22 protein-coding genes are annotated in these 23,414 nt (G+C 71.5%); 10 read left to right on the forward strand and 12 right to left on the reverse strand.

Annotation, left to right across the window (positions count from 1 at the left end; genetic code table 11):
- Positions 1 to 97: 97 nt before the first annotated feature.
- The 4 genes from ACFV2X_RS24555 to ACFV2X_RS24570 form a co-directional block, all read right to left on the reverse strand.
- Positions 98 to 1,861 (reverse strand): LCP family protein, encoded by a 1,764-nt coding sequence (locus ACFV2X_RS24555; RefSeq protein ID WP_385619966.1) that lies wholly within the window; start codon positions 1,859 to 1,861, stop codon positions 98 to 100.
- A 48-nt stretch (positions 1,862 to 1,909) separates the two neighbouring features.
- Complete coding sequence (locus ACFV2X_RS24560; RefSeq protein ID WP_385619969.1) at positions 1,910 to 3,607, reverse strand: LCP family protein; 1,698 nt, start codon at positions 3,605 to 3,607, stop codon at positions 1,910 to 1,912.
- A 231-nt stretch (positions 3,608 to 3,838) separates the two neighbouring features.
- On the reverse strand, positions 3,839 to 5,035 hold the full coding sequence (locus tag ACFV2X_RS24565; RefSeq protein ID WP_385619971.1) for an LCP family protein: 1,197 nt from the start codon (positions 5,033 to 5,035) through the stop codon (positions 3,839 to 3,841).
- Between the two features lie 205 nt (positions 5,036 to 5,240).
- Positions 5,241 to 5,993 (reverse strand): TIGR03089 family protein, encoded by a 753-nt coding sequence (locus tag ACFV2X_RS24570; RefSeq protein WP_385619973.1) that lies wholly within the window; start codon positions 5,991 to 5,993, stop codon positions 5,241 to 5,243.
- A gap of 128 nt (positions 5,994 to 6,121) precedes the next feature.
- Here ACFV2X_RS24570 and ACFV2X_RS24575 point away from each other — a divergent pair, with 128 nt between their 5' ends.
- The 3 genes from ACFV2X_RS24575 to ACFV2X_RS24585 all read left to right on the forward strand — a co-directional run bounded on the left by ACFV2X_RS24575 (position 6,122) and on the right by ACFV2X_RS24585 (position 9,772).
- Positions 6,122 to 7,582: an N-acetylmuramoyl-L-alanine amidase gene (locus ACFV2X_RS24575; RefSeq protein WP_385619975.1), complete on the forward strand. Its 1,461-nt coding sequence runs from the start codon at positions 6,122 to 6,124 to the stop codon at positions 7,580 to 7,582.
- A 140-nt stretch (positions 7,583 to 7,722) separates the two neighbouring features.
- Positions 7,723 to 8,823, forward strand: a complete 1,101-nt coding sequence (locus ACFV2X_RS24580; RefSeq protein ID WP_385619977.1) for a sugar phosphate nucleotidyltransferase — start codon at positions 7,723 to 7,725, stop codon at positions 8,821 to 8,823.
- A gap of 43 nt (positions 8,824 to 8,866) precedes the next feature.
- On the forward strand, positions 8,867 to 9,772 hold the full coding sequence (locus ACFV2X_RS24585; protein WP_385619980.1) for a DNA-3-methyladenine glycosylase family protein: 906 nt from the start codon (positions 8,867 to 8,869) through the stop codon (positions 9,770 to 9,772).
- 15 nt (positions 9,773 to 9,787) lie between these two features.
- Here ACFV2X_RS24585 and ACFV2X_RS24590 read toward each other — a convergent pair whose 3' ends face one another.
- The 4 genes from ACFV2X_RS24590 to ACFV2X_RS24605 all read right to left on the reverse strand — a co-directional run bounded on the left by ACFV2X_RS24590 (position 9,788) and on the right by ACFV2X_RS24605 (position 13,458).
- Positions 9,788 to 10,384, reverse strand: a complete 597-nt coding sequence (locus tag ACFV2X_RS24590; protein WP_385619983.1) for a hypothetical protein — start codon at positions 10,382 to 10,384, stop codon at positions 9,788 to 9,790.
- A complete protein-coding gene (locus ACFV2X_RS24595) occupies positions 10,381 to 11,001 on the reverse strand; it encodes an RNA polymerase sigma factor (RefSeq protein ID WP_385619985.1) in 621 nt (206 codons plus the stop codon). The genes ACFV2X_RS24590 and ACFV2X_RS24595 overlap by 4 nt, the downstream gene beginning before the upstream one ends.
- Before the next feature lie 99 nt (positions 11,002 to 11,100).
- A complete protein-coding gene (locus tag ACFV2X_RS24600) occupies positions 11,101 to 11,754 on the reverse strand; it encodes an alpha-ketoglutarate-dependent dioxygenase AlkB (protein ID WP_385619988.1) in 654 nt (217 codons plus the stop codon).
- Between the two features lie 45 nt (positions 11,755 to 11,799).
- Positions 11,800 to 13,458: an isocitrate lyase/phosphoenolpyruvate mutase family protein gene (locus ACFV2X_RS24605; RefSeq protein ID WP_385619990.1), complete on the reverse strand. Its 1,659-nt coding sequence runs from the start codon at positions 13,456 to 13,458 to the stop codon at positions 11,800 to 11,802.
- Between the two features lie 121 nt (positions 13,459 to 13,579).
- On the opposite strand from ACFV2X_RS24605, the gene ACFV2X_RS24610 reads away from it, so the two are divergent.
- The gene (locus ACFV2X_RS24610) at positions 13,580 to 14,194 is read left to right on the forward strand and encodes a hypothetical protein (protein ID WP_385619993.1); all 615 of its coding nucleotides are present in this window, start codon (positions 13,580 to 13,582) and stop codon (positions 14,192 to 14,194) included.
- A 2-nt stretch (positions 14,195 to 14,196) separates the two neighbouring features.
- On the opposite strand, the gene ACFV2X_RS24615 is transcribed toward ACFV2X_RS24610, so the two are convergent.
- On the reverse strand, positions 14,197 to 14,322 hold the full coding sequence (locus ACFV2X_RS24615) for a hypothetical protein (RefSeq protein ID WP_385619996.1): 126 nt from the start codon (positions 14,320 to 14,322) through the stop codon (positions 14,197 to 14,199).
- Positions 14,323 to 14,599: 277 nt separating this feature from the next.
- Between ACFV2X_RS24615 and ACFV2X_RS24620 the strand changes: the two genes are divergently transcribed.
- Together ACFV2X_RS24620 and ACFV2X_RS24625 are read left to right on the forward strand one after the other, a co-directional pair.
- Entirely contained in the window at positions 14,600 to 15,526 is a 927-nt protein-coding gene (locus ACFV2X_RS24620) for an IS200/IS605 family accessory protein TnpB-related protein (RefSeq protein WP_385619998.1), read from the forward strand.
- A 179-nt stretch (positions 15,527 to 15,705) separates the two neighbouring features.
- Positions 15,706 to 16,950 carry a WD40 repeat domain-containing protein gene (locus ACFV2X_RS24625; protein ID WP_385619999.1) on the forward strand — a complete coding sequence of 415 codons (1,245 nt, stop codon included), beginning with the start codon at positions 15,706 to 15,708 and terminating at the stop codon, positions 16,948 to 16,950.
- A gap of 38 nt (positions 16,951 to 16,988) precedes the next feature.
- Here the strand turns inward: ACFV2X_RS24625 and ACFV2X_RS24630 are convergent, their stop codons facing one another.
- The 3 genes from ACFV2X_RS24630 to ACFV2X_RS24640 are packed head-to-tail and all read right to left on the reverse strand — an operon-like array spanning position 16,989 to position 20,175.
- Positions 16,989 to 18,764 (reverse strand): FtsX-like permease family protein, encoded by a 1,776-nt coding sequence (locus ACFV2X_RS24630; protein WP_385620001.1) that lies wholly within the window; start codon positions 18,762 to 18,764, stop codon positions 16,989 to 16,991.
- A gap of 2 nt (positions 18,765 to 18,766) precedes the next feature.
- Positions 18,767 to 19,636: an ABC transporter ATP-binding protein gene (locus tag ACFV2X_RS24635; RefSeq protein WP_385620003.1), complete on the reverse strand. Its 870-nt coding sequence runs from the start codon at positions 19,634 to 19,636 to the stop codon at positions 18,767 to 18,769.
- Positions 19,633 to 20,175, reverse strand: coding sequence for a PadR family transcriptional regulator (locus ACFV2X_RS24640; protein ID WP_089507157.1), 543 nt, complete (start codon positions 20,173 to 20,175; stop codon positions 19,633 to 19,635). Before ACFV2X_RS24640 ends, ACFV2X_RS24635 begins: the two co-directional genes overlap by 4 nt.
- Positions 20,176 to 20,516: 341 nt before the next feature.
- On the opposite strand from ACFV2X_RS24640, the gene ACFV2X_RS24645 reads away from it, so the two are divergent.
- The 4 genes from ACFV2X_RS24645 to ACFV2X_RS24660 are packed head-to-tail and all read left to right on the forward strand — an operon-like array spanning position 20,517 to position 23,286.
- Positions 20,517 to 20,663 carry a keywimysin-related RiPP gene (locus ACFV2X_RS24645; RefSeq protein ID WP_107485598.1) on the forward strand — a complete coding sequence of 49 codons (147 nt, stop codon included), beginning with the start codon at positions 20,517 to 20,519 and terminating at the stop codon, positions 20,661 to 20,663.
- Positions 20,664 to 20,710: 47 nt separating this feature from the next.
- A complete protein-coding gene (locus tag ACFV2X_RS24650) occupies positions 20,711 to 22,576 on the forward strand; it encodes an asparagine synthase-related protein (protein WP_385620006.1) in 1,866 nt (621 codons plus the stop codon).
- Between the two features lie 27 nt (positions 22,577 to 22,603).
- Complete coding sequence (locus ACFV2X_RS24655) at positions 22,604 to 22,864, forward strand: lasso peptide biosynthesis PqqD family chaperone (protein ID WP_385620007.1); 261 nt, start codon at positions 22,604 to 22,606, stop codon at positions 22,862 to 22,864.
- Positions 22,861 to 23,286 (forward strand): lasso peptide biosynthesis B2 protein, encoded by a 426-nt coding sequence (locus ACFV2X_RS24660; protein ID WP_089507160.1) that lies wholly within the window; start codon positions 22,861 to 22,863, stop codon positions 23,284 to 23,286. Before ACFV2X_RS24655 ends, ACFV2X_RS24660 begins: the two co-directional genes overlap by 4 nt.
- Positions 23,287 to 23,414 lie beyond the last annotated feature (128 nt).

A 23,414-nucleotide genomic window follows, 5' to 3' on the forward strand; every position in this document is an offset into this window, starting at 1 on the left:
GTTACGCGTACGCCGAAGGGGCCGGATCCAGCCAGGCGAACCTGGTTGGATCCGGCCCCTTCGGCCTGCTCAGCGGCGCGTGCTCAGAACGTCGTGCTCAGAACGTGTAGTCGTCGTTGACGCTCATGCACTTCTTCTCCTCGCCGTTGGTCTTGTCCGCGATCTCGGGCGCCTTGTCCTCGTCGTCGGCCTCGGACTTCGGGAAGGCCGTGCCCTCGCGCCAGTCGTTGCCGACGACCAGGGTCACCTCGGTGACCGACTTGGACTCCTTGACCGCGCTCTTCGGTAGCCCCAGCGCCTTGGCCACGGCCAGCGCGTCGCCCTGCTTGGCCTCGCCCGGGTAGCTGATGGTGGTGTCGGCCTGCGAGGTCAGCTGAGTGTTGGCCTCGGCCTTGGCGTAGCCGAGCCGGATCAGCTCATTGGTGATGTCGCCGGCCCGGCCGCCGACCGGTCCCAGGACGGTGGAGCCGGTGCCGTTCTGCACGACGACCGGGAGCTCGCCCTTGGGCCGGCTGGGGGCCGGGACCTTGTCCTTCTTCTTCTTGTCCTTGCCGTCCAGCGCGATGTCGTTGCGGACGAGCGAGAAGGTCTTCTCGGCGTCGCCGGGCTTGGGCACCGGGTACAGGGCGTCAGAGGGGCCGCGGTACTCCCACGGCATGGTGATCATCGTGGTCCGCTTGGTCGGCACCCGCTTGAGGTCGTTGCCCAGGTCGTAGAGCTTCTTGACGGTGCCGAGGCCGTGGTCGACGGTCAGCGAGTTGGTCGCGGCCTCCGCCAGGTCCATCAGCTGGCCCGGGTCGGAGAGCTTGGTGCCGGACTTGAGCTGCCGGATCATGGAGCTCATGTACATGTGCTGGGCCTTGGCCCGGCCGATGTCGGTGTTGTCCTCGAAGCCGTACCGCGTACGCAGCCACTGGAGGGCCTGGACGCCCTTGACCGGGTGGGTGCCCTTGGTCAGCCGCAGACCGGAGCCGTGGCCGCGGCTGTCGTGGGAGTAGATGTTCTTGTCCACGCACACCGGGACGCCGCCGATGGCGTCCGCCATGTCCACCACGCCCTTGAAGTCGACCATCATGAAGTGGTCGATGTAGATGCCGGTGAGCTCCTTCCAGGTGGCCACCGTGCAGCCGGGTCCGCCGTGCGTGAGCGATTCGTTGATCGGCGCGACCGTCTTCTCGTAGACCTCGTCGGTCTTGGGGTCCGTGCACTTGGGGATGGTGACCCTGGTGTCGCGCGGGATGCTGATCACCGTCATGTTGCTGCGGTCGGCCGAGACGTGCACCAGCATCTCCACATCGGCGAGCCCCTTGCGGCCGACGTCCTGCTTGGCGCCGCCGAGTTTCAGGTTCTCCTTGTCGTTACGGCTGTCCTGGCCGATCAGGAGGATGTTCAGGGGGGTCTGGCCCGCGGCGTTGGGCTCGGGTTTGGTGAGCTTGCTGTCGCCGAGGTCGAGCTCAGCCTTCTTGATGTTGCTGTTCAGGTGCTCGTAGTAGAGATAGCCCGCGCCGGCCGCGCCGACTATCAGCACGGCCAGGGTCAGCGCGGTCCAGCGAAGTATTCGCACACCTCTGCTCCTCTTGCGGCGCGGGCCCTTGCCCTTGCGGCGGCGTCCGCCGCCCGCACCATCGGCCCGGGCGGCGCGCCGGGACGCCGCACGGCCGCCGGCCCCCGCCCCGGCGGCACTCGCGGTGTCCCTGGCTCCGGCGCCCTCGCGGCTTCTGGCCTCGGTGTCATGCGGCGCGCCTGCGCCGCTCTCCTCGTGCGGGGCGCGGTCCCCGCCTCCGTCACGGGGTTCGGGCACCCGCCGACGGGAGCCCTCCCCGCGCACACTGCTCTGCCGCACCCGGCCTCCCCTGCTCATCAATGGTTCCGGCCGGATGGGTGAGAGTGCTCCGATGGCCGGCGGTGATTACTTCGCGCAGACGCTCTTGTCGTCCGCCTCGACTCTCTGAATGTCCTTCGGCGCCTTTGCCGGAGCGGTGATCGGTGTGCCGGCGCCCTTGAAGTCGGCGCCGAGGGTGAGAGTCATCTCCGCCATGGGGGCGGCGTCCTTGGTGCCCTCCTTGAGGGCGGAGCCGGGCAGTCCCATGCTGTCGGCCAGACGGCGCGCCTGGTCGGCCTGGTTCGGGGCGTACTCCAGCGTCGTCTTCTTCAGATTCGCCGAAGCGTTTCCGCCGTTGCTGGTGCGGAGCATCCCCTCGGTGTTCTGCATCCAGTCGACCGTCTCCTGGGCAGCGCCCATCTTCCCGCTGCCGTTGAGGACCTTCACCCGGACGTTCGCCGGGTCGGCCTTGGGGCCCTTGAGCCTGGCGGCTTCCTTGGCCTTGTCGGCCTTCTCCTTCTTCTTCACCTCGGTCAGCGACACATCCTGCCTGACCATGGCGAACAGCGGCTCCGCCTTGGCCTTGTCGAGCAGCACCGTCGCGCCGTCGGTGTTGTCGACCACCGGGACGGTGGCGAAGGTGACGTTCTTCAGATCGACCTTGCTGAGGTTCAGCGCCAGGTCCTTGAGCTTGTTCACGGTGCCGATGCCGGTGTCCACCGTGAGCGCCTTGGTGGCGGAGTTGGCCAGGTCCCACATCTTCGTGGGGCTGGTCAGGGTGCCGCTCGACTTCATCTTGCGCATCATCGAGCTGAGGAACTGCTGCTGGAGCTTGATCCGGTCCAGGTCGCTCTCGAAGCCGACGCTGTGCCGGGTCCGTACGAACGCCAGGGCCTGCTCGCCCTCGATGGTGTGCCGGCCCTTGCTCAGCTTGAGATGCGACTTGGGGTCGTCGATGTCCTTGCCCAGACAGACCTCGACCCCGCCGACGGCGCTGGAGAGCGTCTTGACGGCGTTGAAGTCCGCCATCAGGAAGTGGTTGATCTGCAGCCCGGTGATCTTCTCGACCGTCGCCCAGGTGCAGCTGGGGTCGCGCTCCTCCTGCCCGAGGCTGGTGTTGAAGCGCACCCCTTCCTCGCCCGGGATGGTCTTTTTGGTGCCGTCTTTCCTGGTGACGCAGTCCGGGATGTCGGTGATCATGTCGCGCGGGATGGACAGCGCGGTGGCGTTCGTCCGGTCCTTGGAGACATGGAAGAGGAGGGTGGTGTCGGCGTGGCCGACGCTACCCGCGTCGCCGTACCCCTCGTTGCCCTTGCCATCGCGTTTGTCGGTGCCGATGACCAGGATGTTCATCGGGCCGTCGCTGACCGCGGCGTTGTTCTCGCCGACGTCGACCTTCTTGATGTTGTTGTTGAGGTGCTGGTAGACGAGGTACGCCGCGACGGACCCGCCGACCAGGATGAAGGCGAGGGTGCCGCTGGTCCAGTACAGCACCTTCTTCGCCTTGGACTTCTTCGGCTTCGGCTTACGCCGACTGGTGGGTCCCGTCGGCTTCTCCGGCTTGCCCGCCGCCCTCCGCCGCCCGCGCGACGGCGTCGCCGTCGGTGGCTCGGGCTCGGCGCGGCGACGGCTCCTGGATCTGGGGGCCGGCCGTTCCTCGGGGGTGATATCCGCTGAATCCCCGGCAGGATTCAGCCGCAGCTCATAGCTGCCGGTGTTCGGGTCGAACACCCACTGATCGGCGGGATCAAAATCGTCCGCCTGCCCATGGCCTTGCGCGTCCACGGTCCCCTGAGTCCTCCGTTGGTGCCACGCGGCGCCTCCCCCTCAAGGCGCACCGGTCGATCGTTAAAAGGTAGTGCGCGGCCACCTGGTAAGCGCACTGGATCGCTCACACTATCCGTCCAGTTCAGCGTCAAGCGACGCCGGTGACAAATTCCACTTCCCTACAACTGGGCAATCTGCCCAATCCTTTCGAGATCTTTGAGGAACTGTTGAGCGTACCTTTTGGAGCTTTTATCGGCACATGTCATGTGCCGCGGTAGTTCCTTCGTACGGTGTGGACTTCCCGCCCTTGGGGTCGTCGCCGGAGGCGTGGGTGACCGTCTTGGCCACCGACACCGGGTGATCCAGGCGGAGTTGGCGAAACAGCCGGTCGGCATCGGGCTGGACCAGCTCATCGCGGTTTCGGTTGTAGGTGTAGGGCTGCCGCGGAATCGTGAGGAACCGGATCTTCTCGCGAGGGATGCTCCGCATGCCGCGCACCAGGTCGTACAGGTCCTTGAGCGAGCTCAGGCCCGGATCTGTGGTCAGCGAGGACGTCGCGGCGTCGAGCACCGGATACAGCCGGGTCGGATTGAGCAGCACACCATTGCTCTGCAACTTCTTCACAAGCGCGCCGAGGAATTCCTGCTGCCGCCCGATACGCTCGGTGTCGCTGCCGTCACCGATGCTGTACCGCGCCCGGACATAGCCGAGGGCCTGCTCGCCGCGGAGCACCTGGCGGCCCTCGGGCAGCCGCAGATGCGCCTCGTCGTCGTCGATGGGGTCCTTCAGGCACACCTCGACGCCGCCGACGGCGTTGACCATCTTCTTGAAGCCGCTGAAATCCACGATCATGTGGTGATCGACCCGGATGCCGGTGAGCTTTTCGACGGTGCGGATCGTGCAGGCCGGCCCGCCGAATTCGAACGCCCAGTTGAATTGGGCGAACTTCGCCTTGCCGCGCTTCCCGTCCGCCTGGGTGCAGCTGGGGATGTCCACCATCAGGTCGCGCGGGATGGAGATGGCGGTGGCGCTCTTCCCACCGGCCTGCAGATGCAGCAGGATCGTGGTGTCCGAGCGCTGGGTGCCGGTGTCCTTGCCGTACTTGCCGTTGCCCTTGCCGCCGCGGTTGTCGGAGCCGATGAGCAGGATGTTCTGTGCGTCCCTGACCAGTGCCACCGGCCGCTCGGCCGCGAACTTCCGCAGCTCGTTCTCGGTGCGGGTGTCCGTCTTGATGTTGCCGTCGAGCCGTTCGTAGAGCCACCAGCCCACCCCGGCCCCGGACAGCACCAGCAGGGCCACCGCCAGCGCGAACAGACGCAGCCAGCGGCCCCGGCGTCTTCGTTTCGGCGTCTCTTCGGTGCTGTCTTCGGCGTTTTCTTCGGTGCTCTCCGCCGTCACGTCTGCGTCCTCCCACCCGTCCACCTCCTCGGCCGGGAGGAGCGGCATCGGCCCGTGCCGGGGCCGTGATTACCGGAACAGACATGCGAACCCCGCACATGGTTGTACGTAGCGTCGATCATCGCGCGGGGTGGGCGGCGGAGCCCGTGGGCTCGGCCCACGGGTCCGCCGGACGGGTCAGGGGCCGGCGGATTTTCTTCGGGGGAGTGGCCCCAATGGGCCCCGGGGAAGCGCCTCTGCTTCCGTGGGGCCGCTACGGCGCGGTCGCGGTGACCCGCTCGCTGGCCCGGCGCTCGGCGAGCCGGCCCTCGTCCAGCCGGTCCAGATGGCGGCACAGCACCACCGAGCCGCCCGTGGCCAGCGGCGCGTACAGCCCGTACGACAGTCCCTCCCAGGTGTCGTACGGCAGCCCGGACAGCATCCGGGAGCCGGGGCCGAGCCCCCGCCCGGCCGCGTCGGCACGCGCCCGCTCCACCAGCTCCGCCGCCGTCAGCTCGAGACCGGCCACGGTGAGCGCGGGGGCGTGCGGGTCCACCGGCGCGTACGGCGCGAAGCGGTCGCCCTGGCCGGGCACCTCCACGGCGTAGTCGGTGAAGCCCTCCGGCGGCTGCGGGAACCGCCCGCCCAGGGGGCGCAGCGCCAGCGCCACCCGCTCCCCGGAGCAGGCGCGCGCCGCCTCCAGCGTGTCGGGGCCGCTGACCACGAGGTCCGCGGCGGCCGGATCGCCGCCCACCTCGGCCACCACGCCCACGGAGGAGCAGGCCAGCAGCCACACCGCGGTCTGCCAGTGGGCGGGCAGCAGCAGCGCCAGCCGGTCGCCGGGCGCTGCGGCGAGGTCGCCCTGGAGGAGATTCGCGGTTTTCGCCACCCAATTGGCGAAGGTGGCCACGGACAGTTCGACGCGCTCGCCGGTCGCGTCGTCGTAGAAGGTGACAAGCGGACGCGCCGGATCCGCGGCGAGCGCGGATCGCAGCAGGTCGGCGGGGGTGTGCTCGGTAGCGTTCATCGGCGCCAGGGTACGCGGCGCCGGGGCGCGCCACGGGCGGTGCGGGGGGCCGTGGACGCCGGATTCCGGGTCCGGTCAACGCCTTCTCGAATGGACAGATTTGTTGCGTTATGTCCAGTATTTTTTCCATGCGTGCATTTCTGGCATCTTCGATCGGCGTCGCGTGCACCGCCGCCCTCGCTCTCCCCCTCACCCTCAACCCGGCCCCCGCCCGCGCGGACCTCGAGGGCCGTACAGGATCAGTCGACGGCAGCACCCAGTCGCTGCCGCTGCTCCCGCTGGGCGGCGGCGGCCTCGACCGGGGCGCGGCGATGTCCTCCGGCGCCGCGCTGGGGGTCGAGCCACGGAGCGTGCGGCCCTTCTCCCTCGTCGGCGTGGTCTGGGACGACGCCTCCGCGCGGCTGGGCGGACAGGTGCAGGTCCGCACCCGCGAGGCGGCCACCGGCGCGTGGTCGGCCTGGCGCGACCTGGAAGCGTTCGACGACGACGCCCCCGACCCCGATTCGCCCGAGGGCGCCCGGGGCCGGCAGCGCGGCGGCACCACGCCCCTGTGGGTCGGCGACTCCAACGGCGTCCAGGCGCGGGTCAGCCCCCGCGGCGGCTCCGGTGTGCTCTCCGCCCAGCCGGCCGGCCTGCCCTCCGGGCTCCGGCTGGAGCTCGTCGACCCGGGCCGTGGCCCCGCGACGCTCGCCCGGCCGCTGACCACCGACCCCAGCGCCGAGCCCAGCGCCGAGCCCAGCGCCGAGCCGAGTCCCGAGCCGAGCTCCGAAACCGGTTCGGCCCCCAGCTCCGAGACCGGTTCCGAGACCGCGGTGGAGGAGCCCCCGGCGGACCTCTCCGCGTCGCCCGAGGCCCCGCAGGCCGACCCGGACGACGCGTCGGCGCCCCCGGAGCCGGAGCCCTCCGAGCTCACCCCCGAACCCTCCACCGCGCCCCCGCTCGAGCTCCCCGAGGAGCCGCCGAACACCAGCTCGGCCCATCCGTACACCGCGCCGCGGCCCCGTATCGTCACCCGCGCCGGCTGGGGCGCCGACGAGAAGCTGCGTGAGAAGGGCCACCGCTACACCAAGACCGTCAAGGCCGCCTTCGTCCACCACACCGTGACGGGCAACGCGTACAGCTGCTCGCAGGCGCCGTCCATGATGCGGAGCATCTACCGCTACCACGTCAGCAGCCTGGGGTGGCGTGACTTCGGCTACAACTTCGCCGTCGACAAGTGCGGAAACATCTACGAGGGCAGATCCGGGGGCGTGTCGAAGGCCGTTCAGGGCGCGCACACGCGCGGATTCAACACGAACAGCATGGGGATCGCGGTGCTCGGCACCTACTCCTCCAAGAAGCCCTCCAGCAAGGCGGTCAAGGCCGTGGCCAAGCTCACCGCCTGGAAGCTCGGCCTGTTCGGCCGGAACCCGAGCGGCACCACTCATCTGAAGTCCGCCGGCGGCAACAGATTCAAGAAGGGCACCAAGGCCAAGCTGCGTGTCATCTCCGGACACCGCGACGGCTACAACACCGAGTGCCCGGGCAACGCCCTGTACGCCAAACTCGGCACCGTGCGCAGCACGGCCGCCCGGCTGCAGGGCCGCTGACCGCGTGGTCGGCGACCGCGGGGTCAGCGACCTCGGGGTCGCCGACCGCAAGGCCGCTGACCAGGCGCGGGCCGGGTACTCGAGGTCTGCATACACTGGCCGCCGACCCGGCGAGCCCCAGCAGGAAGCAGAGACGATACGTGACCACAGCGCCAGCGACGCCAGAAGCGATCCTCCTGGTCGGCGGCAAGGGCACCCGACTGCGGCCGATGACGGTGAACACCCCCAAGCCGATGGTCCCGGCGGCCGGCGTCCCGTTCCTCACCCACCAGCTGGCGCGCGCCCGCGCGGCCGGGGTCGAGCACATCGTGCTCGCCACGTCGTACCTGGCCGAGGTGTTCGAGCCGTACTTCGGTGACGGCTCGTCACTCGGCCTGCACCTCGAATACGTGACGGAGCAGGAGCCGCTGGGCACCGGCGGCGCCATCCGCAACGTCGCCTCCCGGCTGCGCTCGGGCCCGGACGACCCCGTGCTCGTCTTCAACGGCGACATCCTCACCGGGCTCGACATACGCGCCCTCGTCGGCACCCACCGCACCACCGGCGCCGATGTCTCCCTGCACCTCACCCGCGTCACCGACCCGCGCGCGTACGGGCTGGTGCCGACCGACGCCACCGGGCGGGTCACCGCCTTCCTCGAAAAGCCGCAGACCGCCGAGGAGATCGTCACCGACCAGATAAACGCGGGCGCCTACGTCTTCAACCGCTCGGTGATCGACGCCATCCCGGCCGGCCGCCCCGTCTCCGTCGAACGCGAGACCTTCCCCGGCCTGCTGGCCGCGGGCGCCCATCTCCAGGGCATGGTCGACTCCACGTACTGGCTCGACCTCGGCACCCCGCAGGCATTCGTCCGCGGCTCCGCCGACCTGGTGCTGGGCCGCGCCCCCTCCCCGGCGGTCCCCGGCCGCTGCGGCGACCGGCTGATCCTGGACAGCGCGCAGGTGGCGCGTGACGCCAAGCTCACCGGCGGCACCGTCATCGGCCCCGCGGCCCGGGTGGGCGCGGGCGCCAGCATCGACGGCTCCACGGTGCTGGCCGGCGCGGTGGTGGAGGAGGGCGCGCAGGTCCGCGACTCCCTCATCGGCGCGCGGGCCCGGATCGGGGCCCGTACGGTGCTCCAGGGCGCGGTGGTCGGGGACGGCGCGCTGGTGGGGCCGGACAACGAGCTGCGGGACGGGGTGCGGGTGTGGTGCGGGGCGGACATCCCGGCGGGGGCGGTGCGCTTCTCGTCGGACCAGTGAGGGCTTGTGCGGGCGTGTCGGGGGCGCGCCGTAGGCTGGCGGTGTGCCCGCCCACCGCAGTTGGACCCCCTCCGGTCCGTACGACCTCGCGCGCAACCTGAGCGTGCTGCGGCGGGGGCCGGGGGACCCGGCGTTCCAGGTGTCCGCCGACGGCGCCGTCTGGCGGGCCAGCCGCACCCCTCAGGGCGCGGGGACGATACGGCTCGTACGCCGGGGCGAGGCGGTCGAGGCGCAGGCGTGGGGGCCGGGCGCGGACTGGCTGCTGGAGCGTCTGCCCGCCCTGCTCGGCGCCGAGGACGACCCCTCCGCCTTCACCCCACGCCACCGCCTGGTGCACCAGGCGCACCGCCGCCACCCGGGCCTCAGGCTGATCCGCACCGGGCTTGTCCTGGAGTCGCTGATCCCCTCGATCCTGGAGCAGAAGGTCACCAGCGACGAGGCGTACCGGGGCTGGCGGCTGCTGCTGCAGCGCCACGGCGAGCCCGCGCCCGGCCCCGCCGAGCGGCTGCGGGTCATGCCGGAGCCGCGCGCCTGGGCGCTGATCCCGTCGTGGGAGTGGCACCGGGCCGGGGTCGACGCCAAGCGCTCGTCGACCATCCTGCGGGCCGTACGGGCCGCCCGGCGGCTGGAGGAGGCCGCGGCCATGGACCTCGCCGCGGCCTCGGCCCGGCTCCAGGCCATCCCGGGCATCGGCCCGTGGACGGCGGCCGAGACGCTGCAGCGCAGCAATGGCACGCCGGACGCGATCACGGTCGGCGATCTGCACCTTCCGAAGATCATCGGCTATGCCCTCACCGGTGAGCGCGGCACCGACGACGCGGCGATGCTGCGGCTGCTGGCCCCCTACGCCGGCCAGCGCCACCGCGCCGCCCGCCTGATCCTCCTCTCCGGCCGCGTCCCGCCCCGCCGCGCCCCGCGCTTCTCGGTCCGGGACTTCCGGGCGATCTGAGCTCGCGCCTACGGGTCAGGCGTGCGCGTCCGGACCGCCGCCGATCCCCGGCACGCTGCACTTCGGGACCTTCGACACCAGCCGGAAGGACACCGCCTTGGTCGCGTTGTCCTTGCCGAACTCCGCCACGATGAGCAGCGTCGCCCCGGCTACCCGCCGGCCGTCCGACGCGGTGGTGTCGTCCGGGATCAGGTCCGGGTGGATGACGGCCTTCCCGGGCTCGGACGGGAACGTCAGCGCGTAGCCCGCGGTGGCCCAGGGGGCGTGGGGCGGCGCGCCCGTGGGGCAGTTCTCGTCCCCCTCCAGGGCAGCCGCCCGTACGCCCATCTTCTTCAACTGCTGCTGGAGGCCGGGCAGGCCCTCGGGGCGGTTCAGGTGCAGGAGCAGGGAGCCGTCGTCCTTCTTGGTCACGGCGTACGCGGGCGAGCCGCCCGATCCGCTCAGCGCCGGCACGACCACCGCCGCCGCGGCGGCCGCCGCCACCGTCGCGACCGCGAGCGGGAGGCGAAGACGGCGGGCCGGGGCCCGGGTGGCCGGGGCGGGAGCCTGGGCGGTGGCCATGGCCGACAGCTCCGCCGCCAGGCGCTGCTTGAACTGGGTGGGCGCGCTCATGAGACAACCTCCAGGGTGTGGCCTGTGCGTTCGGCGGGTTCGGTGATGGGCGGGCGTCCGGCGCGCAGCGCGCGCTTCGCGCGGTGCAGGCGGACCCGTACGGTCGCCTGGTTGAGCCCGAGGGCCTGTGCGGCCTCGCGCGGGGTGAGGCCGTCGACGGCCACCAGATCGAGGACTTCGCGCAGCGGCTCGCTCAGCGCGCGGTGCCGCTCGACCAGTTCGCGCGCCGCCCGCGCCGCGTCGATCCGCTCCTCCAGCGCGGCGATGTCCTCCTCGTCCAGCAGCCGACGCCCGTTCAGCCGGGCCATCACCTGCTGCTCGCGGGCGCTGCCCCGGTAGTGCGCGGCCAGGACGTTGCGGGCGATGCCGTACAGCCAGGCGGCGGGCGCCCCGCGCTTCGGGTCGTACTGGCCCGCGGCCTCCAGCGCGGCGACGAAGATGTCGGCGGTGAGGTCAGCGGCCAGCTGCGGGCAGGTGGTGCGCCGGGTCACAAAGCCGAGGACGGTGTCGAAGTTCTCTTCGTAGAACACCGCGAATCCGGCGGCGTCCGGCCGGGGCGGCGCGGCCCGGCTCGCATGTCGTTCGGGCACGGCGGCCCGTTCGGGTATCAAGGGCACCCGTTCCTCCAACGTGGTCGGTGGTCCCTTCACCCGCTACTTGGCGCGGCGGCGGCCAACCGTTACATCGGTGGCCGCCGCCGGGGTCGCATCCGGGGGTCATTGACCTGCGTGGAGGACCGTGCGGAAGGTCACCGACACCCGGCGACCACGGAGCACCCGTCCGGCCGCCCCGGGGTCGCTCTTGCGCGCGGCGATGGCATGCCGCCAGGCGTATCGGGCCGGACCGGCCATGACCAGCAGGCTGCCCGGCGCCAGCGGCACCGCCAGCTTGGTGCCGTCGTCGGGGTCGGTGAAGTCCATCAGACAGCTGGAACCCAGGGATATCGCGGCGACGACCGGCCCGAAGCACGGCACGCAGTCGACATGGGCGCTGATCCCCTGCCCCGGCTGGTACTCGTTGACGATCACCTGGTCCGCCTCCCGGTCCAGCAACCCCTCGTCCACCAGCCGGGCGGCCGGCTCCCGGGCCCACACCGGAAGCGGCGGCGCGGTCGGCTGCGACGCATCGGCGGCCACGGTGGCCACGGAGCGGCGGCCGTAGTCGTACCGATGGCCGTAGTGCTGTACGCGCCGCTTCAGCTGCGCCGACCACGCCGCCGCATCGATCCCCGCGAGCAGGGCCGCACCGGCATCGGGGGCGAGCCAGTCGGCGATGTAGCGCAGCCCGGGCACCGCGGCGGCGGACGTGGCTGGATCGGTGTCGGTGTCGGTGTCGGTGTCGAACGAGAGTTGGCCAGAGGTCTCGGACATGCCAGCACAGTAACCATCCGCCGGGACGGCGGATTCACGGTGACATCAGGGCTCCGCCAGTGTCTGTACCTCCGCGTAGGAGGGGGCCGTGAGGTCTGCCGGCCGGCCGTCGCGGACGGCGGTCGCGGCGGTCACGGCCGCGGCCAGGGCCCTGCGGTAGAGCAGCGAGCCGAGGCTGACCCTGCGTACGCCCAGCGCGGCCAGCTCGGCGACGGTGGGCCCGGTCGGCGTGTACAGGATGTTCAGCGGGACGAGGAGAGTCGCCGTCAGCGCGGCGATCCCGCCCGGATCCGACAGCCCCGGTACGAACACCCCGTCCGCCCCGGCCTGTTCGTAGCGTGCGAGGCGCGCCGCGGTCTCCTCCCGCTGGCGTCCGAGCCAGTGGGTGTCGGTGCGGGCGTTCACGAACAGGGCGGGTACGGCGGCCTTGACGGCGGCGATCTTCGCGGCGTGCAGCTCCACGGGGGCGAGGGTGCCGTCCGGCCGGCCGTCCTCCAGGTTGATCCCCGCGGCGCCCGCGTCGTACAGCTCGCGGGCCAGCGCGGCCACTTCCTCCACGTCGTCGCTGAAGCCCCCTTCGGCGTCGACGGTGAACAGGAAGGACCCCCGTCCGAGGCTGCGGGCCAGGGCCAAGGTCGCGTCCGCGGTCGCGGCCGCCCCGTCCGGCAGACCGGCCGCCGCGGCCACGCCCAGGCTCGTGGTGCCGATCGCCGGGAAGCCCTGCGCCGCCAGGGCGGCGGCGGAGGCGTAGTCCCAGGCGTTGGGCAGCAGCAGCGGGGTGGCGGCGGCCTGGTGGTGCAGCCGGGCGAAGGCCGTCAGCGGGCGCTGGAGCAGTCCGTCGGCCAGGGCGAGGGCGTGGGCCCGGCCGGGGCAGACCCGCGGCGGTGCGCCGAAGGTCAGGGGTACGGGGCGCGTGCGCTGGGCGGTCGCGAGGTCCAGGAGCACCACATCGCCCTCGGCGATCTCCCGGCCGCCGACCCGGGTGGCGCGGGCGGCGATCCGGCGCATGGTCCGTACCGGCGGATCCTCCCGGAGTACCCGGGCCGGCGGTACGTCGGGGCTGGTCGCGGCGTCCGTCGGTGTGTCGCCTGCGGCAGGTGGTACGGCGCGGCCCGTCGCGGCCCTCACCGGCGCGGCCCCCGCAGCAGGTGGTACGTCGCTGCCCGCCGGGGACTTCACCAGCGCGGCCCCCGCGCAGGACTCCACCAGCGTGGCCGTCGCGTCGCATGCCTGCACCAGCAGCCCGATGCGGTTGGCGACGGCCTCCAGAGCGGCCTCATCGGCACCGGCCGGCGCCAGACACGCCACCAGCCGAGCCACCGCCTCGTCCGCGGCCGGGTCCGTACCCCCGAAGTAGGCCCCGGCCACCACGGTCACCGCCTCCGCGACCGCCCCGGGCTCCGGCATCCCCAGGGCTTCGGCGAGGGCACGCACCACCCGCACCCGGACCTCCCCCTTGGGCCCGGTCGCCGCCGCCCGCCACAGCGCGGCGGGCTCCAGCCGGGCCAGTTCGGCCTCCACCAGAGCCCGCCGCCGCCGATGCGGCTCGCCGGAGCTGAACCGGGCGACGGTGGCACGCAGCCAGGCGACGCTCGCCCCCACGGGACCCCCGTCCGTAGCCGGGAGTTCCGGGACGAGGGCCGGGTCGGCGAGCGCCGCCCGTACGTCCGCGAAGCGGTTGAACTCATGCGTCGTGTGCGTCATGGCCCGACGCTAAGCGCGGAACGTTTCGGTGCCGCCCGAACCACTCTCGGTGGCGGCCCTGTCGGCAGGGCTTGCGACCATGACCCGCATGAGCCACGTGATCAGCATGAAGGTGCTAACCATGAGCCGGACTCTCGCCTATCTGCAAGGCGGCGAGTTCACCGCCCAGCAGCGGCAGATCCACGACACCATGCGCGAGCAGGCGCGGGCCGTCCAGCGCCGCATCGACTACCAGCGCATCGACTGGGGCCTCACCGTCCCCGAGGCCCTGGAGCACCTCATCATGGGCCGGGCCGACGCCGAGGGCGAGCGCGTCGGATACGCGTACTACGCCGCGCTGCTGGCCGTCCTCGAATGCATCGGATCCGACCCCATCGACGTGGGCGTGTATTCCAAACCGTCCACCTTCTTCGGCCGCATGGACGACGAACTCCGCGCTCTGGGAGTCCCCGCCGACCTGTTGCCGTGCAGCTTCCTGTTCGCGGACTTCACCGACCTGCTCCCGTTCTCCGTCCCGAGCCCCACGGACGGCTACCCGGCCATCGGCTACCTCCCCCTCTCCAAGGCCAAGTCCGTCGCCGACGCCTACACGGCCGTACTCGACCGCTTGGACCACAACTTCACCTACGACGCGAAACTCCTCATCGACAAATTCAATGTGGAGCACGAGGAGTGGCAGAGCTCCCTGGAGTACGGCCACACCATGGACACGCTCGTGTTCTGGACCGTGGGCTGAACTTATGACCGTCGTGGTTTCCGGACCAGCGGTGCCGTGACGCATACGGCGGCGAGGAGGATGCCGAAGCCGACCGCCAGGGCGGTGGTGTAGCCGTGCCCCGCGACCCGCGGCCGATGAGCGGACAACCCTCAACTCCATGTCGAACCCGGGCGGGGCCCGTGTCAGCCCCTCCGTATAGCTTCACCTGGTTCTGGCGAGGATGCCCCGGCGTTCACGCTGGGGAGGGATCGCCTCCCGTCCTGGCGATGCGGAGCGTCGCGGCATCCGCTTTCCGGGCGCTGAGCGCCCGCACGTCCACCGGGCAGACGGGGAAGCGAACATCTGTCCCATGTGTCACCGGGACGGATGGCCGCTGGGGAAGGGGCGGTCGCGTGTGCGGTTATCGCACTATGGTCCGATGTTATGAAGCTGGTGGCGCAGGTGAGATTGCTGCCGACGCCCGAGGAGGCGTCGGCGCTGGAGGCGACCCTGCGCGCTTGCAACCGGGCCGCTACCTGTGCCTCGCAGGTCGCCTTCGCCAAGGACCTGAAGGACCGCAATGGCCTGCAAGGGGTGTATGGGGAGCTGAAGGCGAGGTTCGGGCTGTCGGCGCAGCCAGCGGTGCGGGCGGTGAAGAAGGTCGTCGATGCGTATGCGGCGCTGGGGGCCAATGTGCGGGCGGGGAGTCTGGGCCCGCCCACGTGCAAGCGGTACCGTGCGGCTGTCGGTACCCTCATCGGCTTCCGTCCGCAGGCGGCGCAGCCGTTCGATGATCGCTGTCTGTCCTGGCAGTACGATGCGCGCACGGTGTCGATCTGGACGGTGGCCGGGCGGATGCGGGGGATCCGGTTCGCCTGCTCCCCGGATCAGCTTGAACCTCGCCACCACATCCGATGGCACGAATTACCAGGGACGGCGCCTGTCCCGCTATCGGCGCCGACAGGCCCGCAAACGCGCCGAACTCCAGAAGAAGAAGGCCGTTCAGCCCGGCGGCGCCTTGCCCGCCGCAGGCGGAAGGAACAGCGTCATGCCACGCATGTGAACCACCGGATCAGCAAGGAGATCGTGTCCGTCGCGCAACGCACCGGTCGCGGCATCGCCGTCGAGGCACTCGGCGGGATCCGCGAGCGGGTACGGCTACGCCGCGACCAGCGGGGCACTCTCTCCTCCTGGCCTTTCCGCCAGCTCGGAGCGCACCTGGCCTACAAGGCCCGCAGGGCCGGGGTGCCGTTCCTCGAGGTGGACGCGGCCTACACCTCGCAGCGCTGTCCGCGCTGCGGGCATACCGAGCGGGCCAACCGGCCCGACCGGGACCATTTCCACTGTCGTCGCCGGGGTCAACGTGCGTGATCGCGCACGCTCGGCGTGGGTGTTTGTCACCGCCCCCGCACCCTCCCCCTGACACCTGTCGGGGGCTGGGTGGATGCGACCCGTTACCGTCCTGTCGTAGGGGACAGTCGGGAGCGCGACGAGGTGTGAACGGCCGAGCGTACAAGGTCGGCCGTTCACGGCCGAGAAGGTGACCTGCCATGACCAGCCTGGACACAACGATGAGGTCGTCGGCCGACCCGGCGAAGGTGAAGTTCTACCGGATCGCCGTCGAGGGCCCGCGGCTGATCCGCTCGGCGTGGACCGAGGGAAGGCGGCCCCGGGAGACCGTGACGGAGTGCGCGAACGAGCAAGAGGCGGCGCGGGAGTTCGAGGAACTGCGCTGGAAGAAGCTGCGGGAGGGCTTCGCCTGCGTCGCCGACGCCGCCCAGGCGGCGCGCGGCGACATCGTGCTCGACGTCAAGGTCCCCAACCGGTCCTGGGCCGAGGCGTTCGACCTGTCTCCGGACGGCCGGACCATCGCCGTCGGCACCATGCTCAAGGACGCGTACGGCGCCGAGATCCACCTGATCGACGTCGCCACCGGACACCGCCGGCTGATCCACGCCGAACCAGTGGGCAAGAGGCAGACATTCGTGCACGCCGTGCACTTCGACGCCGGCGGTGAGCGCATCGTCTACGCGCTCAACGAGGAAACGCGGCTCTTTGATCCGGCAAGCGGCCGAACCCGGATTCTCGGCCAGTACCGGGAGTTCCAGGACGCCGACTTCAACCCTTTCCGCGTCCGTCCTTCGTGGGACGCGGCCCGGCGGCTGCTGCTGCTCTTCGACACGGGCGACCGCGTACGCATCCTCGACGCACTCGACCAGGAATGGAACGAGGTGTTCGCGACGTCCGCGGAAAGGCCCGCCATGCGCTGCTGGGCGGGCGCGCTTTCGCCGTCCGGGAAGCTCATGGCGCTGTGCTTCACCAAGGGGTCCCGGTACAAGGAGGACGACCCCGAGGTCACCGAGGTCGAGATCTGGGACCTCGACCGGGGTGCGGTCCTGTGCCGTATCCCGATGGACCGCAAACCGCATGCGATCGGCTTCGACCCGGCCGACACGCTGCTGGTCGCCAACCCCGAGTCCGCCGAGGGACCCTGCGCGTACTCCCTGGAGACCGGCGAACTCGTCTGGCACTTCCCGCACCCGAACCCGCACCTCACCGACCGCTGGGCCACCTGCTTCGGCTGGGCCTACTCGCCCGACGGCGCCACCCTGGCCATCGGCCGACGGGGCGACACCGACGTCGTCGACGCCGCTACCCGCCACAGCGACCCCGCCTTCGTACGCCACCCAGGAGAGCGCGGCACGGGGCGCACCTATACGGTCAGGGTCTCCGCGGACGGCTCGCTCGTCGCCTCTGGCGGCGACACCGGCCGCATCATCGTGTGCAGACTCTGAGCAGGCGGGAGGAGTCCGTCAGGCGGGGGACGGGTCTGTCAGGCGGGTTCGGCGTTGAGGACGCGCCCGGCGGGGCTGCGGGTGTGGACCCATGCGGGCAGCGCGGTCAGCGCCGCGATGGCCAGCAGGATGGTGAGCGCGGCGGTGAGCAGCCACGATCCCGGGGGCGTGACCTGCGTGCCGAACAACCAGTACAGGCCGAGCCCGGCCGGAACACCCACCGCCACTCCGGGCACGGCGGGCAGGAGTTGCGCGGCGCAGAGCGCCGCGACGACCTGGCCGGGTGTGGCGCCGAGGGTACGGGCGATGGACAGGGCGCGCCGGGCCTGTACGGCGGTGCTCCAGCCGAGCAGCACGGTGTTGAGCGTGGACAGCGCCACCAGCGTGACCGTGACGGCGAGCAGCACCTCGCCGGTCAGGTCGACCCGCACTTCGACGGGGCCGAACCGCTTGAAGTCGGGCCTCCCGCCGAGTTCGGTGTGCCAGGTGAGCAGGGCGGTGACCATGAGGGTGGTGGTGGCCGTACCGGCGGAGGCCAGGACGGCGCGGCCGGGCCGGCGGGCGAGCAGCCGGATGCCGAGCAGGAGCGAGGTGGGCAGATGCGCCGTCATGGCGTTCAGCCGCGGGTGGCGCGTGAGCAGGTGCGCCGGGTCGGCCAGGGCGTGGACGGTGCTGGTGCGGGCGGCGCGCAGGGCGGGGCCGAGCGCACCGGTCAGGGCGACCACCACGGCGAGGAAGATCGCGGCGGTGACGGTGTCGGAGTCCGGAGGGCTGACGGTGTTGAGCAGCCCGGCGCTGGGATCGACCAGGTGGGGCGCGGCCAGCGTCCCGGCGGTCAGCCCGAGCGCGGAGGCCAGGAGGGTCAGCAGCAGGTACTGCGCCAGCAGGGCGGAGGTGACGGTGGCGGGTCCGGCGCCGACGGCCTTGAGCAGTGCGGCACGCCGGTTGTCGCGGGCGGCGCGGGTGGTGGCGAGCGCGGCGAGGGTGACCATCGCGGCGACGGCGAGCAGCCAGCCGCCGACCACCAGGGCAGGCTGGATGGCCCGGATCATGGACAGGTCCGACTGGAGGACGTCCTGCCAGTAGTGGACGTTGACCGAGGAGTCGACCTCGCGGTCGTGGCCGAACACGGTGTCCTGCCATCGTTTCGTCGCCGTGGGATCGGTCAGCTTCAGAAGGATCAGGTGGACACTGGGCTCGTCCCCCGCCGCGGCGCGGGTGTCGGTGGAGGTGAGCCAGATCCTGCCGCCGTAGTCGGACGGCCCGGCCCCCTGCGCGGCGTCGCTCGCCGGATACACCCCGGTGGCCGCGCTGATCGCGGTCCCGACGACGGGATAGCCGCGTCCGCTGATGGTGACGCGGTCGCCGACGCGCACGCCGAGTGCTTGCGCGAACCCGCGCTCGACCACCGCGCCGCCGGGACGCACCCAGGTGCCGGAGGTCACCAGCGGTCGGTCCACGGCGGACGGTGAGGTCTCGCGCCCCTCGACGGAGGAGTGCGCGGTTTCGCCGTGTGCCTTGATGTAGGTGTCGAACGCGAAGACCGGGTCGGCGTGCGCGGCCACACCGGGCGCGTCCGCGAGGCGTTCGGCCACGCGGGACGGGTCAGTGGCCGTCGTGGTGGCGATGATGTCGGGTCCCGCGGTGGCCGCGCGGGTCTTCTCGTACCCGGTGACCACGGCGTCGTTGGTCGCCAGTCCGAGGGTCAGGCTGGCGCCGGCGATGGTGACGGCGAGCAGGAACATGACGGCCTCGCCGGGCCGGCGGCGCATATCGCGCAGGACCAGGCGCCACATCAGCAGCAGATGCCCCACGGTCAGTCCTCCCAGCTCAAGAGCGTGCCGAGCCGTGTGGTGCCGCTGTCGCTGTCGCTGTCGCTGCCGCTGTCGGTGTACAGGGAGGTGCCCAAGGGGGTGTCGTGGGCCAGCGTGCCGTCGCGCAGGGAGACGATGCGGTCGGCGGTGGCGGCGACGCGTTCGTCGTGGGTGACCATGACCAGGGTCTGGCCGGCGGCGCGCAGCTCGTCGAAGAGCCGGAGGATGTCGTGGGTCGCGGCGCTGTCGAGGTTTCCGGTGGGCTCGTCGGCGAGGACCACCAGCGGCTTGTTGACCAGGGCGCGGGCGATGGCGACCCGCTGCCGCTGCCCGCCGGACAGCTCCGAGGGCAGATGCCGGGCCCGGTCGGCGAGCCCGACCTGATCGAGGAGTTCGGCGGCACGGCGGCGGGCGGTGCGCGGTGAGGCGCCGGCGAGCAGCGCGGGCAGCTCGACGTTCTCCGCCGCGGTCAGCTCGTCCATCAGGTGGTAGGCCTGGAAGACGAACCCGACGGCGCGGCGCCGTAGCCGGGCCAGCGCCCGCTCGCCGAGGTCGTCGACGCGCCGCCCACCGAGCCACACCTCTCCCTCGGTGGGCCGGTCGAGACCGCCGAGAAGCTGGAGCAGCGTGGACTTGCCACAGCCGCTGGGCCCGGTCACGGCGAGCGTCTGCCCGGTGGGAACATCGAGGTCGACCCCGTCGACGGCCCACACCGCGCTCTCGTCCTCGCCGTACACCCGGGCCAGGCCGACCGTGCGCAGCACCGGCCCGGCCGCCGTACCGTGCCCGCGGCCGGACCACCCCGCGCCCGGGCTGTCGTCCGCCCCCTGCCGCCGCGACCGGCCCCTGGCCCGCTGACCGTCACTCGTCATCCGTTTCCTCTGCCTTTCCCACGCCGTATGTGGGCGGACCAGGTCCGCTCGCACGCCTCCAACCAGCGCAGATCGGCCTGCAATCGGAGCGCGATGCCCTCCAGAAGCAGCCCGGCCTCCGAGCCCGTGTCGTGAGCGAGGGCGGCGCGCTGGGTTTCGGCGAGGCTGCGCATCAGCTCCCGCCGCCGCGCGTCCACGAGCGCGAGCGGATCAGCCAGGCCCGACTCGCCGGCGGCCACCAGCTTCAGGTGGAACTCCGCCACGTCCGCTCTGGGCCCGGGGTCCTCGGCCATCCACGCGGCCACCCGCTCCTGCCCGGCCGCGGTCAGCGCGTACACCTTGCGGCGCGGGCCGCGCACCGGCTCGTCCTCACGCTCCTGGACGACCAGGCCCGCCTTTTCGAGCCGGGTGAGCGTCACATAGATCTGCCCCGCGTTCAGCGTCTCCCCCAGCGGCCCGAGCGCCGCCACCAACCGCCCGCGCAGGTCGTACCCGTGCGATGGCTCCTTGGCCAGCAGCGCCAGCACCACGTCCTGCACGGACCACCCTCCTCTGCGACTCCCCAATAGATAGCGGTTATCTAAAGAGGCGTCAAACCAGCCGGCGTGCCCGGGCGGAGATCGGCCGGAGCTGTGCCCTGTGGGGTCGGGGCAAAAGTAAGAGGGAGCATTCCGGAATATTCATGGCAGGGCGGTCGATCGTGAATCTTGAATCGCGGTGAGCCGCGTGATTCGCTGTCGATCACGCCCAGGGCGGCGATAGGGGCTCAAGTCCCTTTGGTCAGCGGTCAGTTGGGAGTTATTCCGGCGTCCGCGAAACCTTCCGCTTCGGAACGCGTTGCCCTGAGCGGTCACACCAGTCAACGGGGAGGTGAACTGTGATGCAGGGCGACGAACTCCAGGAGACCAACGAGCTCCAGGCCTATGAAACGCCCAAGATGGTCGAGTGTGGCTCCTTCCAGGAGGACACCGGCTATTTCGGCCTGACCGGCTACGAGAACGTGATTCATTTCTACGACAGGCTCTAAGCCTCTGAGGCCGACGCTGATGCGGCACACCCCCTAAGGACATTGACATGGCCGATGCCGGTTGGCATTACTTCGTCGCGCTGCCGGATGTTGAGGGCGCGGCAGCCGCTATCGGCCGGCTCCCCACGGACGGCGTGCACATCCTGCTGAGGCACCCGTCCGGCCGGCCCTGTGTGGCCGGCCGGACGGCCGAAAGCCGGGCCCTGGTGGCGGAGCGAGGCGACACCCGGCTCGCCGTGATCGGCCACTGCTCGGCGACCCAGGACGAACTCGCTGCGGCGGCCGCCCGAATCGACGATCTGACCGACCTCGACCGACTGGGCCTGGCCTGGGCCGGCAGCTACCACCTCGTCGCCTCCGTACGTGGCCGCCTGCGCGTACAGGGCACCGCCTCCGGACTGCGCCGGGTCTTCCACGGTGAGCTGGGCGCGCACGGTGAACTGGGTGCGCACGGTGAGCTGCGCGCACTCACCGTCGCCGCGGACCGCGCGGACGTCCTGGCGGCCGTATTGGACGCCCCGCTCGACCCGGCCCTGCTCGCCCTGCGCACCCTGGACGCGCTGCCGCACCCACTGGGTGACCTACCGCCGTGGCAGAACGTCTCCGCGGTGCCTCCGGGCTCGTACCTGGCGCTGGATCCGGACGGCCGGCAGCCCCTGGTCAAACGCTGGTGGCAAGCCCCCGAACCGGTGGTTTCACTGACCGAGGGCGGCCAACTGCTGCGCCAGGCGCTGGACGACGCCATACGGGTGCGCACCCGCGGCACCCAGCCCGTCAGCGCGGACCTCTCCGGTGGCATGGACTCCACCAGCATCGCCCTGCTGGCCGCCCGGCACCGGCCCTCGCCCACCACGTTCACCACGTTCACCATGGAGAACGACGACCAGGCCGATGAGGACGTCCAGTGGGCCAGGCAGGCCGCTGCCGGCCTGCCGGACCTCAACCACATCGTCTACTCCAACCGCGAACTTCCGCCGTTCTTCGGCGGCCTCATGGAGATGGACGGCGTTCCCGACGAGCCGTCCACCGCCGTACTGAGCGCGCCCCGACTGCGCGCCATACGACAGCGGGCCCTCGCGCACCGCTCGCGGCTGCACCTCGACGGGCTCGGGGGCGACCAACTGCTGCGCGGTCACCCGGCCTATCAGCACGACCTGCTGCGCCACAGGCCGCTGCTGGCCGCCCAGCGCCTGCGGGTGCTGAGCCAACTGCGGCGAAGCAGCTGGGGCGTGGAGGCCAGAGGTCTGCTGGACGGCCGCTCCTACCGCCGCTGGTTCGCGGATCGGGCCCACGGCCGCGTCCGCCGCACCCCGAACCCCCTGTCGGACTGGGGCCACTTCCCCAGCCTGCCCGTATGGCTCACCCCGGACGCCAGGGACCTGGTGGCCCGCACCCTGCACGACGCGGCCGCGACGGCTGAGCCGCTGGCGCCGACGCGGGGGCGGCACAACGACCTCCTCGGCATCCAGGACGCCGGACGGCTCGTCCGTCAGTGCCACCAACTGACCGAAACCCAGGACTTCAGCCATACCTCCCCCTTCCTCGACGACCAGGTGATCCAGGTGTGCCTGGCCGTCCGGCCCGAAGAGCGTGTCACCCCCTGGGAGTTCAAACCCCTCATCAAGACGGCGATGGCGGACATCATGCCGCCAGGGGTGCTGACCCGGCGGACCAAGGGCGACGGCACCACGCTCGTCGCCGAGGGCTTCGAAGCGCACCGGCGGGAACTCGCGGAACTGTGGGACGGCTCCCGCCTGGCCGCCCTGGGCCTGATCGACCCCGGTCCGCTGCGCGAGCTGTTCGATCTGTCCTACAACGACAGCCTCCACCGAGGCGCGATGCAGTCCGCGCTCAGCTGCGAACTGTGGGCCCGGGCCACGGCCACCCGGCCGACAGCCGCCACCCACCCCTGAGCCACAGGCCGGAGGCAGGAGACAACCATGACATGGAGACTGCACCCCGACGTCTCAACCGTGGACACCGACTACGGGACGGTTCTGCTGGACGGCAGGGACGGCCGCTACTGGCAGCTCAACGGGACCGCGTCCCTCGCCTTCCGCGCCCTGGTCGACGGCAGCACGGTGCAGGAGGCCACCGAGCGGCTGATGGCCGTCTACGACGTCGACGAGCCACGCGCCCGCGCGGACGTGGAGGGGCTGATGGCCAGTCTCCAGCAGGCGAAGGTGGTGCAGCAGCGTTGAGTTCGGTCGTACCGCACCGGACGAAGGTCCGGCTCTCCCCGGGCCGCCGCCTGCTGGTGCTGCTCGCCGTGGCCGTCGCCCGTCGCCTGGCCGCCAAGCCGCCGGCCCGGACCCGCGCCATACTGACCCGCCTGCGCGGGGGCGCCCGCCCGGCCACGTACGAGGAGGCCCGCGCCGCCCGGGAGGCCGTGGTGGCCGTCAGCCTCCGCTGCGCCGGGGACGAAGGGTGCCTGCCTCGTTCACTGGCGATCGTCCTGCTGTGCCGGGCCCGCGGCACCTGGCCCACCTGGACGGTGGGCGTACGGGCCCGCCTGCCCTTCGGCGCCCATGCGTGGGTGGAGGCTGAGGGACGCATGGTCGAGGAGAAGGCGGACCCTTCCTACTTCCGCCCCCTGTTCTCGGTGCCGGCGGAAGGTGCCTAGGGCGCGTATCGGGTCGTGATCAATGAGCACCGTAGCTTCCGGGGCGGGTGCCCGCCTGGGGTACGAGGCCCGGCGACCTGTGGCTGCGCCGTGTGGGCGCGAGTGACCGGAAGCGATGCCGCGGGCAG

This window comes from Streptomyces sp. NPDC059679, from assembly GCF_042734105.1.
Lineage (GTDB): Bacteria > Actinomycetota > Actinomycetes > Streptomycetales > Streptomycetaceae > Streptomyces.